This window comes from Streptomyces sp. 8N616 (genome assembly GCF_052246385.1).
GTDB lineage: Bacteria > Actinomycetota > Actinomycetes > Streptomycetales > Streptomycetaceae > Streptomyces.
The window spans coordinates 184798-203020 of record NZ_JBQQBY010000001.1; the positions used below are offsets into that span (position 1 = coordinate 184798).

At 68.8% G+C, this 18223-nt stretch carries 14 protein-coding genes; 7 read left to right on the forward strand and 7 right to left on the reverse strand.

Going from position 1 to position 18223, the window contains the following annotated elements; genetic code table 11:
• Nucleotides 1–35 precede the first annotated feature (35 nt).
• The 3 genes from zwf (at nt 36) to ACTWQC_RS00840 (ending at nt 4812) form a co-directional block, all read left to right on the forward strand.
• Nucleotides 36–1439, forward strand: coding sequence for a glucose-6-phosphate dehydrogenase (gene zwf / locus ACTWQC_RS00830; RefSeq protein WP_443313646.1), 1404 nt, complete (start codon nt 36–38; stop codon nt 1437–1439).
• Nucleotides 1440–1537: 98 nt separating this feature from the next.
• Nucleotides 1538–2281: an HAD family hydrolase gene (locus ACTWQC_RS00835; RefSeq protein ID WP_443313490.1), complete on the forward strand. Its 744-nt coding sequence runs from the start codon at nt 1538–1540 to the stop codon at nt 2279–2281.
• Complete coding sequence (locus ACTWQC_RS00840; protein WP_443313491.1) at nt 2278–4812, forward strand: glycoside hydrolase family 65 protein; 2535 nt, start codon at nt 2278–2280, stop codon at nt 4810–4812. Before ACTWQC_RS00835 ends, ACTWQC_RS00840 begins: the two co-directional genes overlap by 4 nt.
• 306 nt (nt 4813–5118) lie before the next feature.
• Here ACTWQC_RS00840 and ACTWQC_RS00845 read toward each other — a convergent pair whose 3' ends face one another.
• The 3 genes from ACTWQC_RS00845 to ACTWQC_RS00855 all read right to left on the reverse strand — a co-directional run bounded on the left by ACTWQC_RS00845 (nt 5119) and on the right by ACTWQC_RS00855 (nt 7268).
• Nucleotides 5119–5766 carry a DUF4360 domain-containing protein gene (locus ACTWQC_RS00845; RefSeq protein ID WP_443313492.1) on the reverse strand — a complete coding sequence of 216 codons (648 nt, stop codon included), beginning with the start codon at nt 5764–5766 and terminating at the stop codon, nt 5119–5121.
• A gap of 369 nt (nt 5767–6135) precedes the next feature.
• Nucleotides 6136–6582, reverse strand: coding sequence for a Fur family transcriptional regulator (locus ACTWQC_RS00850; protein ID WP_443313493.1), 447 nt, complete (start codon nt 6580–6582; stop codon nt 6136–6138).
• Between the two features lie 74 nt (nt 6583–6656).
• Nucleotides 6657–7268 carry an ATP-binding protein gene (locus ACTWQC_RS00855; RefSeq protein WP_443313494.1) on the reverse strand — a complete coding sequence of 204 codons (612 nt, stop codon included), beginning with the start codon at nt 7266–7268 and terminating at the stop codon, nt 6657–6659.
• 703 nt (nt 7269–7971) lie between these two features.
• Between ACTWQC_RS00855 and ACTWQC_RS00860 the strand changes: the two genes are divergently transcribed.
• Nucleotides 7972–8994, forward strand: a complete 1023-nt coding sequence (locus tag ACTWQC_RS00860) for a hypothetical protein (protein ID WP_443313496.1) — start codon at nt 7972–7974, stop codon at nt 8992–8994.
• Nucleotides 8995–9151: 157 nt separating this feature from the next.
• Nucleotides 9152–11083 (forward strand): DNA/RNA helicase domain-containing protein, encoded by a 1932-nt coding sequence (locus tag ACTWQC_RS00865; protein ID WP_443313497.1) that lies wholly within the window; start codon nt 9152–9154, stop codon nt 11081–11083.
• 88 nt (nt 11084–11171) lie between these two features.
• Here ACTWQC_RS00865 and ACTWQC_RS00870 read toward each other — a convergent pair whose 3' ends face one another.
• A complete protein-coding gene (locus ACTWQC_RS00870) occupies nt 11172–13055 on the reverse strand; it encodes a DNA/RNA helicase domain-containing protein (protein ID WP_443313498.1) in 1884 nt (627 codons plus the stop codon).
• 232 nt (nt 13056–13287) lie between these two features.
• Nucleotides 13288–13617 carry a Scr1 family TA system antitoxin-like transcriptional regulator gene (locus tag ACTWQC_RS00875; RefSeq protein WP_443313499.1) on the reverse strand — a complete coding sequence of 110 codons (330 nt, stop codon included), beginning with the start codon at nt 13615–13617 and terminating at the stop codon, nt 13288–13290.
• A 102-nt stretch (nt 13618–13719) separates the two neighbouring features.
• Here ACTWQC_RS00875 and ACTWQC_RS00880 point away from each other — a divergent pair, with 102 nt between their 5' ends.
• The gene (locus ACTWQC_RS00880; protein WP_443313500.1) at nt 13720–14130 is read left to right on the forward strand and encodes an ATP-binding protein; all 411 of its coding nucleotides are present in this window, start codon (nt 13720–13722) and stop codon (nt 14128–14130) included.
• Here ACTWQC_RS00880 and ACTWQC_RS00885 read toward each other — a convergent pair whose 3' ends face one another.
• On the reverse strand, nt 14131–14511 hold the full coding sequence (locus tag ACTWQC_RS00885) for a peptidoglycan-binding domain-containing protein (RefSeq protein WP_443313501.1): 381 nt from the start codon (nt 14509–14511) through the stop codon (nt 14131–14133).
• A gap of 830 nt (nt 14512–15341) precedes the next feature.
• The gene (locus ACTWQC_RS00890; RefSeq protein WP_443313502.1) at nt 15342–15875 is read right to left on the reverse strand and encodes an HAD domain-containing protein; all 534 of its coding nucleotides are present in this window, start codon (nt 15873–15875) and stop codon (nt 15342–15344) included.
• A 128-nt stretch (nt 15876–16003) separates the two neighbouring features.
• Between ACTWQC_RS00890 and ACTWQC_RS00895 the strand changes: the two genes are divergently transcribed.
• Nucleotides 16004–18112: a cellulase family glycosylhydrolase gene (locus tag ACTWQC_RS00895; protein ID WP_443313503.1), complete on the forward strand. Its 2109-nt coding sequence runs from the start codon at nt 16004–16006 to the stop codon at nt 18110–18112.
• The last annotated feature ends 111 nt before the right edge of the window (nt 18113–18223 follow it).

The following is an 18223-nucleotide window of genomic DNA, read 5'->3' on the forward strand; positions in this document are numbered from 1 at the left end:
GCGCCCCGGCGGGCCCGGTCCCCGACGACCACGTCATCGTGCTGTTCGGCGCGACCGGGGACCTCGCGCGGCGCAAGCTGCTGCCCGGGCTGTTCCACCTGGCCAAGGCCGGGCTGCTGCCCTCCCGCTGCCGCATCGTCGGATCGGCCCCCGCGCGATTCGCCCTCAGCGACGAGGACTTCCGCAAGCACGCGAGCGAGGCGGTGGCCGAGTTCGGGAGAGCGAAGCCGGAGGGCAGGGCGTGGCAGGAGTTCGAGGGCGCGCTGCACTTCGGCGCGGCCGACCCGGAAGATCCCGGGCCGCTGCTCTCGGCCGTACGGGAGGCGGAGCGGGCGGTCGGCGGAAGCCCGCGCCGCCTGTTCCATCTGGCCGTCCCGCCAACCGCGTTCGGTTCCGTCGTCGAGATGCTCGGCGCGACCGGCCTCGCCGGGAACGCCCGGCTGATCGTGGAGAAGCCCTTCGGCACCGACCTCCCCTCGGCCAGGGCCTTGAACGGGACGATCCACGCCGTCTTCGACGAGTCCCGGGTGTTCCGCATCGACCACTTCCTCGGCAAGGAGTCCGTCGACAACATCCTCGCCCTCCGCTTCGCCAACGGTCTCTTCGAGCCGGTCTGGAACCGCGACCACATCAGCCATGTGCAGATCGACGTGCCCGAGAGCATCGGCATCGAGGGCCGCGCCCACTTCTTCGAGGGCACGGGAACCTTCCGCGACATGATCGTCACGCACCTCTTCCAGCTGCTCGGCTTCGTGGCGATGGAGCCCCCGACCTCGCTGACCGCCAAGTCCCTGCGGGACGAGAAGGAGAAGGTCTTCGAGACCGTGAAACCCCTCGAGCCGGCACACGTGATCAGGGGCCAGTACGAGGGCTACCGGGCCGAGCCGGGAGTCGACCCGCGCTCGGACACCGAGACCTTCGCCGCGCTGCGCGTCGAACTCGACAACTGGCGGTGGGCCGGGGTCCCGTTCTATCTGCGCTCGGGCAAGTCGCTGGGACAGGGGCGGCACGTGGTCACCCTCGGCTTCCGGGAGCCCGCCCTGCGGATGTTCCCCGTCGACGCCCGGCGCGGGCGCGACGTCCGGGGCAACCGACTCGTGGTCGATTTCGCCGACCCCGGCCGGATCGCCGCCCGCTTCCTGGTGAAGGACCCGGGACCCGCCATGCACCTGAGCACGGCCCAGATGACCTTCGACTACGCCGAGTCGTTCACCACGATGCACTCCCTCGAGGGTTACGAGCGGCTGCTGCTGGACGCGATGCTCGGCGACCAGTCACTGTTTACGCGCTCGGACGGGATCGAGAGCCTGTGGGAGGCGGCCACCCCGCTCCTGGACGACCCGCCACCGGTCGAGCCGTACGCACCGGGGTCGTGGGGCCCTGGGGCGATCCACCGGCTGATCGCCCTGCACGACTGGTACCTGCCGGACGGCCGTTAGGCCCAGGGCGCCTGTGGGGGAAGATCCGCCCGGGGGTCACTTCAGCCGGCCGCGCGTCGAGGTCCCGCTCCCCGCCGCGCCCTCCTACGCTCGGCAGCATGCTGGGGCTTCCGGAGCACGTGCACACCTGCCTGTTCGACCTCGACGGCGTCCTCACCCGGACCGCGGAGGTCCACGCGGCCGCCTGGAAGGAGATGTTCGACGCCTATCTGCGGCAGCGCGCCGACCGCGAAGGCGCCCCCTTCGTACCGTTCGACGCGGTCCGCGACTACGACGAGTACGTGGACGGCCGACCGCGCGCCGACGGCGTCCGCACCTTTCTCGCCGCGCGCACCATCGACCTGCCGGAGGGCATGCCCGAGGACCCGCCGGACGCGGAGACGGTGCACGGACTGGGTACGCGTAAGAACGACCTGGTCCTGCGCAAGATCGAGGAGGAGGGCGTGCAGGCGTACGAGGGCTCGGTCGCGTACGTACGGGCGGCCCGGGACGCAGGGCTGCGGCGCGCCGTGGTGTCCTCGAGCGCCAACTGCCAGGCCGTGCTGACCGCCGCGGGCATCGCCGACCTCTTCGACGAGCGCATCGACGGCCTCGTCGCGCGCGAGCAGCACCTGCGGGGAAAACCCGAACCGGATACGTACCTGGCCGCGGCCCGCGCCCTGGGCGCCGAACCCGGCCAGGCGGCCGTCTTCGAGGACGCGCTGGCCGGAGTCGAGGCCGGGCGGGCCGGGAAGTTCGGCATCGTCGTCGGCGTGGACCGGGTCGGACAGGCCGACGAACTGCGGCGGCACGGCGCCGACGTGGTGGTCCGCGATCTCGCCGAGCTGCTGGAGGAGCGATGATCAGTCACCCGAGCTACGGGGTGGAGCCCTGGTGCCTGCGCGAGACCGAACTCAACCTGGAGGTGCTGGCGCAGAGCGAGTCCGTGTTCGCCCTGGCCAACGGCCATGTCGGCTGGCGCGGAAACCTCGACGAGGGCGAGCCGCACGGCCTGCCCGGCAGCTACCTCAACGGCGTTCACGAGCTGCATCCGCTGCCGCACGCCGAGGCGGGCTACGGCTACCCGGAGTCCGGCCAGACGATGATCAACGTCACCAATGGGAAGATCATCAGGCTCCTGGTCGACGACGAGCCGTACGACCTGCGCTACGGCGAACTGACGGCCCATCAGCGGGTGCTCGACTTCCGCTCCGGGGTGCTGCGCCGCACCGCCGAGTGGACCTCACCGGCCGGCCGCAGCGTGCGCATCACCTCGACCCGGCTGGTCTCCTTCACCCAGCGGGCGATCGCCGCGGTCTGCTACGAGGTCGAGCCGCTCAACGGTCCGGCGGACATCGTCATCCAGTCCGAGCTGGTGGCGAACGAGCAACTGCCGCAGGCGGGCGGCGACCCGCGGACCGCCGCCGCCATCGACTGCCCGCTGCGGGCGGAGGAGGACTTCGCGCAGGACACCCGGCTGCGGCTGGTGCACAGGACCGAGCGCAGCGGGCTGCGGGTGGCGGCCGCGGCCGACCATGTGATCGAGGGGCCGGAGGATGAGGGAAGCCCCGAGGGTACGGGCGACGGGGACGGCGCGGGCGGTACGAGCGGCCGGGGGGTGACGGACGGCCCGGCGGTGACGGGCGGCCCGGCGGTGACGGGTGGCCCGGCGGTGACGGGCGGCCCGGCGGTGACGGGCGGTACGCGCGGCACGACCTGGGCGGCGGAGAGCGAGCCGGACGTCAGCCGCATCACCATCACCAGCACGGTCGCGCCGGGACAGCGGCTCCGCATGGTGAAGTTCGTGGCGCACGGCTGGTCGGGCCGGCGCTCGCTGCCCGCCGTCCACGACCAGGTCGACGCCGCGCTCGCCGCCGCCCGCAGCACCGGCTGGGAGGGACTGCTCGCCCAACAGCGCGACTACCTCGACGACTTCTGGTCCTGCGCGGACGTCGAGGTGCACGGCGACGCGAAGATCCAGCAGGCCGTGCGCTTCGCCCTGTTCCACGTACTGCAGGCCGCCGCGCGGGGCGAGGAGCGGGCGATTCCCGCGAAAGGCCTGACCGGGACGGGCTACGACGGGCACTCGTTCTGGGACATCGAGTCCTTCGTCCTCCCGGTGCTCACCTACACGGCGCCACAGACGGTCGCGCCGGTGCTGCGGTGGCGGCACGCGACCCTGCCGGCGGCGTGCGACCGGGCCCGCCAGCTCGGGCTCGACGGCGCGGCTTTCCCCTGGCGGACCATCACCGGGGAGGAGTGCTCGGCATACTGGCCCGCGGGCATGGCCGCCTTCCACGTCAACGCCGACATCGCCGATGCCGTGCTGCGGTATGTGACCGCCACGGGGGACGAGGACTTCGAGCGAGGCCCCGGCCTCGACCTGCTGGTGCACACCGCCAGGCTCTGGCGCTCGCTCGGCCACCACGACACCGAGGGCGTCTTCCACATCGACGGTGTCACAGGCCCCGACGAGTACAGCGCCGTGGCCCGCGACAACCTCTACACCAACCTGATGGCACAACAGAATCTGGTCGCTGCGGCCGAGGCCGCCATACGGCACCCGGAGCGGGCGCGGGAACTCGGCGTCGACGACGAGGAGACCGCGGCCTGGCGCGACGCCGCCGCCGGAATCGCGCTGCCGTACAACGAGACGCTCGGCGTCCACGAACAGTCGGCGGGGTTCACCCGCTTCCAGGCCTGGGACTTCGACGCCACCGGGCCGGACCGGTACCCGCTCATGCTGCACTTCCCGTACTTCGACCTGTACCGCAAGCAGGTCGTCAAGCAGGCGGACCTGGTGCTCGCGCTGCATGTGCGCGGGGACGCGTTCACGCCGGAGGAGAAGGCGCGCAACTTCGCGTACTACGAGCCGCTGACCGTACGGGATTCGTCGCTGTCGGCGTGCTCGCAGGCGGTCATGGCCGCCGAGACCGGCCATCTGCGGCTGGCCTTCGCCTACTTGGGCGAGGCCGCCCTGATGGATCTCGAGAACCTGGAGCACAACACGCGCGACGGGCTGCACATCGCGTCGCTGGCGGGGACGTGGATCGCGCTGGTCCACGGCTTCGGCGGCATGCGGCGGCACGGCTCCGGTGACGGCGGCAGCAGGAGGGGCGGCGAGGTCGTCGAGTTCGCGCCGCGGCTGCCCGAGCACCTGACCCGGCTGGCGTTCACGGTCCTGGTGCAGGGGCGGCGGCTACGGGTGGAGATCGACGGGTCGTCGGTCCGCTACGCGCTGGTCCAGGGGGAGCCGCTGCGGATCCTGCACTGCGGGGAGCCGCTGACGGTCACGGCGGCCGAGCCGGTGGAGCGGCACCTGCCGCCGGTGCCACCGCAGCCGGAACCCCGGCAGCCGAGCGGGCGGCGCCCCGCGGACCGGTCGAGCGATTGACCGCTCGCGTACGGGTTTCTCCCCCCGGCCCGCCCCTTCCCTGACCGGTGGCTCTGCTCCAGACCCCAGGGGGGCCAGAGGTCTGGAGCAGAGCCCCTGCCACGCGGCGGAGCCGCAACATCGATGCTGCGGGAAGGGGCGGGATGGTGCGGGGCGGGGCCGGATGGGGCGGGATGGGGAAAGGCCCGCCGTCACGCCCAACGGCCCAGCGGTCCAGGGACCTACGGGCCCGGGGACTACGCGCCCAGGGTCCTACGGGCCCGGGCACTACGCGCCCAGGGTCCTACGGGCCAGGCCGATACAGGCCTATGACCGCTGTGGGCACTCCTTCCACGCGAGGTGGTAGACCGTGCTGACGCTGGCGTCGGTCGAGTCCATCGTCATGAAGCTGGTCTTCTGCGGGTCGGATGTGCCCTTGCTGACGCGCAGTTCGGTGTTGATGTTGAAGTTGCGCTGCTCGCCGCAGGGCGCCCACACCAGCTGTGCGATCTCCGTGACGTCGGACGCCTGCCAGTTGTCGTTGTAGGGCCCCGTGAAGTCGTGGTTCTTGGAGACCGTCTCCGGCATTCCCTGGAAGTAGTAGTTCGCTCTCTCCCGCCCCGTCGCACCGGACTCCAGGTACGCGAACCCGCGGTAGTCGGCTCTGGCGATGGCGTAGGTGAAGCCCTGGGGGACGTGCACGATCAGGTTGAGCTGGCAGTTCTTCCGGAATGCGGTCGGGTCGGAACTCCCGCCGGTCTGGGCCAGGTAGTCGCTGTACGTGACCGTGAACGCCGTGTTGTCCGGCGAGACGGCCACGGCGGCGGTGCCCTCGGGGCATCCCGATCCGTTGACGGTCGCCAGCTCGATCACGATCTTGTCCGGTGGTGCTTCGAGCGCCGGTGCGGCGTGGGCAGAGGTCGTTCCGGCGAAAAGCGCCGCGGCGGCGCCGAGGATGGTCAGAGTCCTGTGCATGGGGGGTTTCTCCATTGGCTCGTTCACCGCTGCCGTGCGGTGACGGGATGAGGCGATGGGGCGTGAAGGACTCGCTGAGATTGCGGGGACATGTCAGCACGCTGAAACGAACCTGTGAAGAGAATCTGAAGGGAAGCCGCCGCCGTGGAGGGAAATCCGGCCGAGTACGGGGTCGGCCGGATTTGGACGTTGCGGGCATGCCGTGGGGCGCGTAGGCAGGGGCGATTCGGGGGCGCGTGGCGCGCGTACGCCCGTGCGGAGAGGCCGGGCGCGTACCTCAGGGCGGCTGGACCGCGGCGCGTACTTCAGGGCGGCTGGGCCGCCGCGCGTATCCGATCGCGGCTGGATCGCCTCGCGTACGACGGCCGGCTAGGCGGCGCGCTTCTCGGCCGCCCGGCAGTCCGGGCAGGTGCCCCAGAAGGTGACGGCCGCCTCGTCGATGCCGAACCCGGCCGGCAGCCGCGGCTTCATGCAGGGGGCGGCACCCACCGTGCACTCCACGTCGCGGATCGTGCCGCAGCGGCGGCACACGAAGTGGTGGTGGTTGTCGTGGCGCTCGGTCTCGAAGCGGGCGGGATGACCGGGGATCTGGGTGGTACGTACCAGGCCGGCCTCGGTGAGCGCGCGTAGAACGTTGTAGGTGGCCTGGAGCGAGAGCCCGCCGGTGATCTGCTGGGCGCGGTCGCGGAGCGTGTCCGCGTCCAGGTGGCCGGGCGACTCGTGGATCGCCGTGAGCATGGCCATCCGCTGAGCGGTCACCCGCAGTCCCGCCTCGCGCAACCGCGAGGCCGCCGCGGCCATGGGTTCCTCGGTCATCGCGCCTCCGTTCGCCACATGATTCACAGGATTCGCATGATGCACAGGACTCCTCGCTGCCCGGCCCGGCTGGGTCAGGCCGCGTCGCTCAGGTCGTTCAGGTCGCTGAGGTCGTTCAGGTCGTTCAGATCGTTCAGGTCGTTCAGTTTCAGGTCGTCCAAGTCGTACAGGTCGTCCGGGCTCGTGGGTTGGGCGGACAGCTCGAACCAGACGTTTTTGCCGACGGCGGCGCGGTCGCAGCCCCAGCGGGTGGCGAGCAAATCGACCAGTTCCAGACCGCGGCCGTACTCGTCATCCGGCCCGGCGGCGGTCTGCCGGGGCCGCGCGGGCGATCCGTCGGACACGGTGCAGCGCAGACCCGACATCCGCTCCAGGGTGAGGCAAAGGGGGGCGGAGGCGTGCCGCAGTGCGTTGCCGACGAGCTCGCTGACCAGCAGCTCGGCGGCGTGGACGATCTCGCCGAGCCCCCAGAGGGGCAGCACCTCGCGTACAGCCTTCCGGGCCTGCCCGCAGGCCACGGGCGCCCACGGCAGCGGCCAGGGGCCGACGGCGACGGCGTCCTCGAGCGGTCCTGGTGGTAGCGCCCACCCCGGCTGCGCCGGGACCGCGCAATGCGGCCGGGGTGTGAGCGCGGCGTCGGCAGCGGCTCCGTCCGACGTCGGCTCGAGGGGTCGTGTGCGGTCCATGGGTCACCTTTGTGGCGGGGGCTGGGCCTCCCCATCGAATGTAGGCGTTTTCTGGAGTAAGTCAAGAAAATGGAGGAATGTCCGAATCCGGAACTAATGCAGAAAGTGGAGAGCCCCTCCGAGTGCGGCAGCCGAAGGCGAAGGCCGGGCGCTCCATGGGCTGGCCTCCGGCCTTCCCACATGTCCGAGAGGACCGCCACGCGCACTCCGTCACGGCGCTCCGTGCCCCTTTACGGGGCAGGTGGGCCCCGCTCACCCGAGTACGGGGCACTGGCGGTCGGCCACCGGACGTACGACGACGCCTCCCGGATGTGCAGCTCGTGCCCCACGGCCGACTCGAGAACGCGCGCGGCGTTGAACGGCCCGGTGCAGAGCGCCAAGGCCCCGCACTGATCTACTCGGCGGAGGTATTGTCCGCGTTCGTGGCGCGGTCAACCTCCGGGCCCGCACATGACGAGTGGGACTACAATTGGCCCAATCCGACGCAGCCTTGGGCTTCCGATTCGCAGGACACGCCAACGCCGAGATGCGTCGACCGTTCCGTGGGGGTGGCGTGTTCCTACTCCAGTTGTCAGCCGGAGAGCTGCATGACCTGCATGTGCGGGGCTCCTTGGCGTCCGCCTTGCAGGAAGCCGAAGTGCGACTGGGCAGGGCGTCTTCAGATGGCGGGGAGAAGCGCGCCTGGAGCTTCAGCCTGCCGGCCATGGCACGGGATCTCCTTGATGCGGGGCTCGGGTCGGTGGAGATGATGGTCGAATGCAAGCTGCCGGATGTCGAAGGGCCGGCTGACGTTGTTCTTGCGGGAATGAACCCCCAGACGGGAGATCATTCCTACGTCGTAGTCGAACTCAAGCAGTGGAAGCAGGTAGTCGCCGCGCAGGGGAGCGCCGGGAGGTTCAAGGTCAGAGACATGCCCGGGGGATTGAAGAAGCACCCTGCTGAGCAGGTGGCAGCCTTCTGTCGGGAACTTCTCAATACGCACGCGGTATTTGAGAATCACGAAGAGAGGCTCGCGGGCATGACCTACCTGCATAACGCCTCTGAGAACGACGTCGCAGACCTCCTTGCTCGTCCGCGTACGCGGTTGTCACATATCTTCACCCGGGATTCGCGCGGCGCGTTGATGGCATTCTTGCGCAGCAGACTGACGACCGAATCCGGGGAGCAGGCGGCCGAACGATTCCGGGAGGGTGACGTCTCACGTCGCGGAAGTGCTCAACGCGACCCTCTGAGTCACCAGCGATGGGGCCGGGCGTTCGAGCTGACTTCTGACCCATCAGCAGCTGCCCACTACGTACTGGATCTGCTGCGATCCTCCCACTGGCAGGAGCAGAAGAGCGTTCTGGCCCTCATGGGCGACATGGCGGGCCATGGGACCACCCTCGTGCAGGCCATGGTGCGTATGCTCAACCAAGCTGGATACGAGACGCGGCAGGTCGATGCTCTCGGGGCTGTGGACGCGCCACCTTGCGACGTACTGATCTGCGAAGAGTCCCGACTTCGGCGAAGTGAGGATTGGTTGCGTCCCCGAGAAGGTCACGCTCCCGGAACCAGCTCAGTGGTGGCCGACTTGATTGCGGCGGCGCGTGTTCCTGTCTTCTTCCTGCAGGGAGAGAAGGGCTCTGTCCGCGACGGAGATGTACGTATGCTCCCTGTCCTCAAAAGTACTGCCCGAGAGATGGGGGTTAGCCTGCGGAAGGTCCCTCTCGACAAGGAGTTCCGCTAGTGACAGGGAATTCGAGGCTCTTGTAGGGCGGCCCGGAGCAGCTGAGACTTGACTGGATTCGCTACAATTGATCCTGAAGTGATGCGGCCCGCCGGGCTTCCTCCTCAGGACACGCCCCCACCCGCACGAGAACGCTCTTGTGCCCTGGGGGACTTCTGTGACGCTGCTTCGTATTTCTGCGCGCTCGCTGGCTGAGGATGGAATAGCGGAGCCGCGGACTTACGTGGCCTCTTTGATCAATCAGTACTCGTTCACCTATCGGCGGAATCCCTCGCGTGCTGAGGTGCGCTCGTGGGAACAGAGCCTCTATGCCTTGGCGCGACTCCTCGTTGATGCGCAACTAGGTGATGTGGAGATGCTGATCGAGTACCAGTTGCCGATGTGCAGCCTGCGAGCCGATGTCGTGCTCGCTGGGGTGCACCCAAGCACGCATGATCCGTCCTACGTTGTCATCGAACTCAAACAATGGAGCGCGGCTTCCGTCATCTCAGGTGCGAATGATCTCTGTGAGGTCCCTGGTCTTCGCCCGCGGCGAGCGCTGCTCCACCCGGTCACCCAGGTACGTCGCTACTGCGAGTACCTCATCGACTTCACCAAGGTTCTTGATGGTCACGAAGAACGGGTCAGCAGCGCTGCGTATCTGCATAACGCTGACGAGGATCACGTACGTAGTTTGTTGACGCTGCCTCAGGATCGTCGCGGACGGCTCTTCACTCGGACGACCCGCGATGCATTCGAGCAGTTCCTCAAGGAGCGGATCAAGCGGGATCCGCATGACAGAGCTGGGGATTCCCTGGCCAGAAGCCGCATGGCGCCCAGCAGGAAGTTGATGGCGCTGGCCGCCGACGAAGTTCTGAGTCGGAGGCATTTCAAACTGATTGGAGCGCAGCAGACGGCATTCTCCTTGGTGTTGCGAACACTAGGTAAGGCGCGAGCTGCGGGTGGCGGGAGCAGCAACAAGGAGGTGGTCGTCATCACAGGTGGCCCAGGGTCGGGTAAGAGCGTCATAGCCCTGTCCCTGATGGGGGAGCTTTCGCGAAGCAAGACTCGGGTCGTCCATGCGACAGGTTCGAAGTCGTTCACTACCACGCTTCGAAAGGAGATAGCGCGACAATCGAGCGGGGTGGCCAAGCTCTTCAGTTATTTCAACAACTTCGAGAAGGCGCGACCGAACGATCTCGAGGTACTGATCTGCGATGAGGCGCATCGCATCCGGGAGACGACGAACGGTGCGCCTGCCGGGAGCCGGTGGGCGGCCAGACGACAGATCGATGAACTAATAGACGCCGCCCAGGTTCCCGTCTTCCTCCTCGATCAGCACCAGGTTGTGCGACCCGGCGAGACAGGGACCGTCGCGGTAATAGAGGAGGCTGCGCGGCATCGCAATATTCCGGTGCGTCATGTCGATCTGGATGTCCAGTTCCGATGCGGTGGAAGCCGTGCGTACGAGACATGGGTGCTCCGCCTGCTCGGGCTGGAGAAAGGGGGCCCCGTGGAATGGGCGGGTGATGACAGGTTCCTCGTTGAGATAGCCGAAAGCCCCGCCGAGCTCGAGGAGATACTGCGAGCCAAGCGTGCGGAGGGGAGGACCGCCCGGATCGCAGCGGGTTACTGCTGGCCTTGGAGCGATCCGTTGACTGACGGAACATTGGTCGATGACGTTCAGATCGGTTCTTGGCAGCGCCCTTGGAATATCCGGGCGCCAGCAGGCGTGAAGGGCCTGCCCTCGTCGGATCTATGGGCGACCGATCCTGGAGGTTTCGGGCAGGTGGGCTGCGTCTACACCGCCCAAGGTTTCGAGTACGACTGGAATGGTGTGATCGTCGGCCCTGACCTCGTGTGGCGGCCGGGAGGATGGCAGACAGATCCATCGGCCAGTGAGGACCCGGCGCTGTCCGATGCTTCCCCTGGCGACTTCGACCGTTTGATCCGGAACACGTATAAGGTCCTGCTGACCCGAGGCATGGTGGGAACGGTTCTGTATTCGACTGATGAGAGGACGCAGAAGATGTTGCGCGCTCTCGTGCGTCCCAAAGTGCATACCAAATCGCATATGGATCAAACCGATTCCGCCAGTGCTTTGGGGTGAACGACAGCGGTAGGCAGAGGTCGGCTGGACTGGGTAAACAAGAGCGGATGCCCCAGCATCGCTGGGGCTCCCTCTTCGTCGGTCAGGCCTACAGGCCCACGGCAACCCGTACGTCCCCGCGGACAAGCTCACGCAACTTGTTCCGAGTCTCCGCGTCCGTCGAGTAGATCACCGTGCCAAGCATCCCGCGGGTGAGTAGCACCTTGTACGTGTTGCGAATCAGCCGGTCCACGTCCGCGTCCAGGGTGCTCTTCTTGAAGACCGGGTCCTTGGAGGCGGTCCGGTCGGTGATCCACCGGTCACCACGCCAGACGAGGTCCGGTCCGAGGATCACCCCGCTCCAGTCGTACTCGAAACCTTGGGCGGTGTAGACGCAGCCGACCTGACCGAAGCCGGCTGGGTCTGTTGCCCACAGTGCAGACGGCGGAGCGCCTGCCACGGCCCGGTCGCCGTAGACGTTCCAGGGGCGGGTCCAGTCGCCGATCACGACGTCGGCGGGCAGGGCCTGGCCGGGCGGTGTCTCCTTCGTCCACTTCCAGCAGTATCCGGCGGACATGCGAGCTCCGTAGCCTTCTGCTCGCCGCGCTATGAGGAAGGCTTCGAGCTCCTCCGGACTCTCCACGACCTCCAGCCCGACCTTCCCGTCGGGCTCCCATTGCACCGGCCCGCCGTCGTCGAGGCCCAGGAGCCGCAACACCCATCGGAGGTAGGCGTCACTGCCCGCGCAGCGGAACTGACTGTCCAGCGGGACGACGTGGCAGTGCAGCCCCTTGGCCCTGGCCGCGGCTGTGATCTCCTCCACCGTTCCCATCTCTCCGGGACGTACGACCTGGTGCTCGTCCAGCAGGAAGACGGGTACGCGTGCGGCGTCGATGAGTTCCTCGACCTGAGGCTTGCCGGTGCGGTGCCGTGCCTGGGTGTAGCGGCTGGCGGAGGTCTCGCGGATCCGGTGGGCTTCATCGCAGATCAGCGCGTCGAGGCCGTTGCGCTCCGCGGCCATGAAGCTGTTGAAGTACTTGAAGAGGTCCTGGACCTCGCGCTTGCGAGCGCCAGCGACCTTGCGCATGGTCTTGGTGAACGACTGTGATCCGGTCGCGTGCAGAGCCGTGCGGCCCTGGCGGTACAGCTCGCCCAGCAGCTGCAGCGCGATGACGCTCTTGCCGGTTCCGGGCCCGCCCGTGACCACGACGACTTCCTTGTGATCGGCCTCGCGTGCGCGGCGTACGGCCCTCAGGACGATCTCGTACGCGACGCGCTGCTCGTCCAGCAACTGGAACTGCTCACGCTCCCGTACCTCTTGGGCGGCAACGGTAATGAGCTGCCGTGAGGGCTTGGTCTTTCCGGCCAGGAGCTCGTCGGCGGCCTGGGCGCCAGGGGCGGGCGCCAGTCGCGATCGCAGGAAGTTGACGAACGCGCTCCGCCGCTCGGCGGTGAACAGCCGCCCACGTTCGCTCTGCTCGACCTCGTACAGGCCGCTGATCCCGAACTCCGTTGCGTTGTGCAGGTAGGCGACGCCGGCGAGCCGGTTCCCGTGGCCGTCCAGAGCGCCGTTGAAGGACTCCAAGTAGTTGCAGTAGCCGCGCACCTGATCGATGGGGTTGAGGACGGGTCGGGTGTACGTGTCGACCCGGCAGAGCAGCGGATCGCCGTCGTCGGGCACGGCCTGGCTCCACTGCTTAAGCTCGACGACGAGGTACGACGGCTCCTTCGTCCGCGGGTGCACTCCGGCGAGCACGGCGTCGGCCCGCTTGCTGGTGAGCGGCAGCCCGTACTCCAGCAGCACCTCGACCTGCCCGAGCCCGGCGTCGAGCAGCGTGTTCACCAGTACGGGGATGCTCCGCTCCCAGGAGCGCACCTCGGAGGGTCCCGGCTTGTATCCGTGCATGTGAACAAACTGTTCGGTGAGCCGGAGAAAGAGCGAACCGGCGTGGATCTCGGCGGCGACTGCGGACGCTGAGTCGCGGAACAGCAAGGACTTTCCCCCAGGCAGCACGAAGTAGCTCGTGCGGGTGGGGGCATGTCCTTCGAGACCCCGCCGGAGCGGAGCGGAAGCCCGTCGGGCCGCAGTGACGACGATCAGTCGAACTCTATCGCGGGCTGCTGCGGCCCGGCCTCGTTGAGCAGCGTGGTAAGCAGGGCCTCTCGGCTGCCGGCGCACGGCCTGGCGCCCGTCGTGCCAGGGGTTCAGTCCCGCGCGGCGAACTCTATGAATGCTGCCCACTCTTCAGGGGCGAACGAGAGTATTGGACCCGCGCCATATCCTTGGAGTCGCGCACGTGGACGCCGCCTGCCCTGCTGCTCGATGTGTCCTCGTCCAACAGCGGACGCCACATAGCGAAGACGGCCCGGGCGTACTCCTCCGTCTGCAACAGGCCCGGGGTGGCCTGGCTGGCATAGACACGGAGTTCCACCGCATCCGCTTCCAGCCGCGCAGCATCCCTGAAGAATCCCGGATACCGCGCCCGCGCGACCGCATCCTTCATCGCCCGCAGGACCTCGCCCGCGCTCAGTACCTCGTCCGCCTTGTCGATCATCTGCGGCTTCGGGGTCCGCCGCCCTGCTCAACTGATGCGACCTGGTCTTCCCCGTACCCGAGCCGTGCACCCAACTTCGGCGCGCCCGACCGCGAGTTCACCATGCGGTTCACCTCCACCCCGCGGGGTGCTCGCCTCGCCCGGCGCCTGGTGTCCCATCGGCTCGACGAGTGGGGCTACCCGTACGCGTCCGACGCCAACGGCACCATGACGCTGATCGCCGCCGAGCTTGTCGCCAATGCGGTCCGCCACGGGCGCGTCCCCGGCCGGGACTTCGGTCTCCGGCTCACGCTCACCTCGTCCGCCATGCGGATCGAGGTGAGTGACACCCGTAGAGAGGAGCCGATCCCCAGACCCCTCCCCGGGGCACCGCCTTCTGACGCCGACTCGGGTCGCGGTCTGTTCCTCGTCTCCGAGCTCGCCACCCGTTGGGCTGTCACTGCCCGCGAGGGCGCACCGGGAAAGACCGTCTGGGCGGAGCTGGCCACACCCGCACCGGCTGGCTGTCACTGACTACTTGGTGCGCGACTCCAGGTCTCGGCGGGTGTTGTCGCCGTAGACGCCTCTCTCGTCGCCGCGGATGCCGTACCACTCCTGGAATCTGGCCACGGCCTCCTGGACCTCGATGTCGTAGAGGCCGTCGATATCGCGGTCGCCGTAGAGGTTCGGGACCTGGAGCAGACGTACCTGCAGCTCGTACACTCCATGGCCGCTGTCGCCCCGGCGCAGCACACCTCCTCCCAGTTGTGGGTTGCCCAGTTGGGGGTTCTCGGGGACGGACGGAGACGGGTTGTCGGACAGCGGTCTGTCCGGCTGCGCGATGGGTGTGGATGAGACGGGCAGGGCGGGGCGGTCGTTGCCCAGCAGCGCAGAGGCGAGGATGAACCCGCTCACGGCGCCTGCCCCGAACACCCCGGCGACACGTGTGCTCCGCCTGTCCATGAGGCGCCGGCGCCCTCGGCCTCTGGTTCTCGCGTGCGAGCCCGAGCGCGGGGGTGACGCCTCCGGGGGCTGGTCGGGGGCTTGGTGGGCAGTGCCCCACCGGTCGGCGTCCGGCCGCGGGTCGATCACAGGCCGCCGGTCGGTCACGGGCGGTGGGTCGGCCACAGGCCGCCGGTCGGCCACGGGCGGCGGAGCGGCTGCCGGGCGTTCGACGTCCGGCCACGCCGGCTCTGCCGCCTGGGGGAACGGGGCGGCGTTCGGGCGGACCGGCGCTGCCCGCATGTTCCTTGGGCGGAAGAAATCCGTGTCCTCGGGGCTGTGCTCCACTGGTGGTTGCGGTCGCCGGGGAGGGCGCGGGGGCGGAGGTGAGAACGAGGACGGGGACGGGCGATTGATGACGGTGCCCCTGACCGGCTCGCGGCGGGGGCGACCGGACGGCGGCGGGCTCTCGGCCCGGCCCTCCTCCACGTCGTCCTCGTGAAGCCGGGCGCGCGCGGCGTCCAAGGCGTCCAGCACGTCCTGGAAGGAGTCCATGATCGCGCGTCCGGCATCATGACCCGGATCAGGAGCTCGCTGGGTTTCGGTGTCGTTGACTCCCACCGGCAGTCCTCCTCAACCAACATCCGTGGATGCTCAGGTTCCGTTGTGAGGCGATACGCAGCCCGTGCGGCGTTGTCTCATTTCGCCTTCGGCTGACCCAGTGCCCATCTCGGCGATTCCGCCATGGAGTTGACCGGTCCCCCTGGAAGGCGCGGTGAGCGGCCGCCCTGCGCAGGCTCGGCTCACAGCCGCTCCGCCCACCGCTCCAGCGCCGCGAAGTCCGCCTCGCGCAGGCCGCGGCGCGGGCTGATCTGGAGCAGCAGGGCTGGGGCGTCGTGGTGGGTGGATACGTGGGTGGCGTCGCGGTGGGTGATCAGGTCGTCGACCCAGGCGAAGGGGCGGCCGGCGGCCCACTTCAGGACGTGGCGGGTTTTCCAGTACAGGCCGTCGGGGTCCCTGGTGAAGAGCTCGGGCCATTCGATCACCGGGAGGTCGCCGGGGAGGCCGAGGACCGGGGCGATCATCTCGTTCGCCTGGTGCATCCAGGTGGTGGCCCAGGCGAGTTCGTACGGGAGGGCGGTCAGGCGCGGCCCGTGGGCGGGGTTGAGGCGGACGCGGAGGCCGCGGCGGTGGCGGCGGGAGCCCGGGGTCTGGCGGGCGGACCAGTTGGCGGGGTGGAGGCGGTGGGTGGTGTAGCCGCGGGGGCGGCGCAGCCGGGCGCCGTACGGGTTGAGCGGGCCGTCGACGTCGAGGAGGAGCAGGGGGCGATCCGTCATGGGAAGTTTCTACCTCCTGTACCTTCTTGGCTCCGGTCAATGGCAAGCAGTAGTCGGGCCCACGGCTGGGCGTCCGCCCGGTCCCCGTTTACTTGACGGATCGTCAGCTTTCGGTGACCGTGTGGGGCATGGCGAACGCAGGCACGCGCAGGTCCGGGCGGGGCCGGATATTCGGGGTAGTCCTCGGGCTCCTGGCGGCGGCCGGGTCGTACGGTGCTCCAGCGGGCGCCGCCTCCGATTCCGGCGCCTTCGCTTCCGCTTCCGGCTCCGGCGCCTTCGCTTCCGCTTCCGGCTCCGGCGCCTTCGCTTCCGGCTCCCGCACCGCCTCCGCCCACGCTGCCGCAGGCCCCCTGTGGTTCGACACCCGGGCTGCGGGCGAGGTGTCCGTGCAGGGCACGCGGTTCGTCGACGGGTACGGTCGCGAGGTCGTCCTGCGCGGGTTCAACGTGTCCGGCGAGGCCAAGCTGGAGGAGAACGGCGGGCTGCCCTTCGCCAGTGCGGACGATGCCCGCACGTCGGCCCGGGCGCTGCGGAATCTGGCCGGTGGGAACGCCGTACGGTTCCTGTTGTCCTGGGCGCACGCCGAGCCAGAGCCCGGCCGGGTCGATGACGCCTATCTGGCCAGGGCGACCGAGCAGATGCAGGTTTTCCTCGACGCCGGGCTGCGGGTCTTTCCTGACTTTCACCAGGACCTCTTCTCTCGCCATCTCTTCAACAAGGACAGCTGGTACACCGGCGACGGCGCGCCCAAGTGGGTTGTGAAAGCGGGCGGTTACGGCAAGGAGTTCTGCGGGATCTGCTTCCACTGGGGCCAGAACATCACCCAGAACAAGCCCGTCATGGACGCGAGCCGCGACTTCTGGCACAACCGCGTTCTGGCCACGGATGCCGGTAGCTTCGGCGTTCAGGATGCGTTTCTGGACACTGCGCAGAAGGCGATGGCCTACGTCGCGCAGCACCTCACCGCGGACCAATTCGCCCGCGTCGTCGGCTTCGACCCGTACAACGAGCCGTACGCGGGCACGTACGACGACGGCCAGGACAGCCGCTCGTGGGAGCGGGACGTGCTGTGGCCCTTCTACGAGCGGTTCCGCTCCCGCATGGATGCCGCGGGGTGGCGGGACAAGCCGGCCTTCGTGGAGCCGAATCTGTTCTGGAACTCCAACCTGGACTTCGCGCGGCAGGAGGGCGGTCTGTCGGACACCGGCGGGAAGCTCGGTCCGCGGTATGTCTTCAACACGCACTTCTACGACCAGAGGGCGATCTCCGGAATCTTCATGCCGGGCAAGGCTCAGGACGGCCAGTATTCCGGAGACTTCGGCGCGGTGCGCGAGCGTTCCTCCGCGACGGACACCCCGGCCGTCGTCAGTGAATTCGGGCACCCGCTCAGCGGCAACGTCGCCGACAAGGCGCCGACCGTTCTCAAAGCGATGTACCAAGCCCTCGAATCCCGTCTGTCCGGCCGGAATTGGTGGAGACAGACGGCCCACTCCGGGCCCGTACTGTCCTCCACCCAGTGGCATTGGGACATCTACAGCGGCCGTCACCACGAGGTGATGAACGACAACCCCGACAAAGTCCTCACCGAGGCCGACGCCTGGAACGACGAGGACCTCTCCTCGGTCGAACTCGGCGACTCGGGCGAGCCCGTCCTGCGCCAGGACGCGCGGCTGATCGACCGCCTCTACCCGAGCGCGGTGGCGGGCCGGACCCTCGCGTTCACGTACGAGGACCGGTCCCGCGACGGCGGGAAGACGCTGACGTGGGACCGCATACCCGGCGACCTGCCGAACGTCGCCCGGCTTGTCGGCAGCGGCCAGTACGGCATGCTGGTCTGGCGCTCCGGCGGTGACGGCACCGCGGACGCACCCACCGAACTGCACCTGCCGCGCGGCTGGGACCCGGCCGCCACCACCGTCGTATCCGACCTCGGTACGGCCACCGGTCCGCCGCCCTACGCCGCCCACGGTCACACCGCCCACGGTCACACCGCCCACGGTCACACCGCCGACCACCCCATCGCGGCCGCCCCGGAAGCCGGGGCCGGCGGCGCCATCGGGGAGACGGGTGGCTCCCCGAATGCCCGGCGCCTACTGCTCTCCACACCGCCGTCCGACTCAGGTGACCTCCACTTCGCGCTGGTCAGTGACGGTACGGCGGCCCCCTCGGCGGAACTGCGTGCCGCTGCGCGGAAGGAGCTCATCCAGTGGGCGGCCCGCTCCGGCTTCCCCCGGTGAGGGGCGGAAAGTGCCTACGGGCAGACCAAGCGGCTTACGTCGTGGCCCCGTTGAACGCCCAGACGCTGAAAGCAGCGCCTTGGGGGTCCCGCAGTGCCGCCACGGACGGCC

Coding starts and splice junctions, on each gene's coding strand:
- ACTWQC_RS00835 (WP_443313490.1), top strand. CDS start 1,538: ATGCTGGGGCTTCCGGAGCACGTGCACACCTGCCTGTTCGACCTCGAC.
- ACTWQC_RS00840 (WP_443313491.1), top strand. CDS start 2,278: ATGATCAGTCACCCGAGCTACGGGGTGGAGCCCTGGTGCCTGCGCGAG.
- ACTWQC_RS00845 (WP_443313492.1), bottom strand. CDS start 5,766: ATGCACAGGACTCTGACCATCCTCGGCGCCGCCGCGGCGCTTTTCGCC.
- ACTWQC_RS00850 (WP_443313493.1), bottom strand. CDS start 6,582: ATGACCGAGGAACCCATGGCCGCGGCGGCCTCGCGGTTGCGCGAGGCG.
- ACTWQC_RS00855 (WP_443313494.1), bottom strand. CDS start 7,268: ATGGACCGCACACGACCCCTCGAGCCGACGTCGGACGGAGCCGCTGCC.
- ACTWQC_RS00860 (WP_443313496.1), top strand. CDS start 7,972: ATGGCACGGGATCTCCTTGATGCGGGGCTCGGGTCGGTGGAGATGATG.
- ACTWQC_RS00875 (WP_443313499.1), bottom strand. CDS start 13,617: ATGATCGACAAGGCGGACGAGGTACTGAGCGCGGGCGAGGTCCTGCGG.
- ACTWQC_RS00880 (WP_443313500.1), top strand. CDS start 13,720: ATGCGGTTCACCTCCACCCCGCGGGGTGCTCGCCTCGCCCGGCGCCTG.
- ACTWQC_RS00890 (WP_443313502.1), bottom strand. CDS start 15,875: ATGACGGATCGCCCCCTGCTCCTCCTCGACGTCGACGGCCCGCTCAAC.
- ACTWQC_RS00895 (WP_443313503.1), top strand. CDS start 16,004: ATGGCGAACGCAGGCACGCGCAGGTCCGGGCGGGGCCGGATATTCGGG.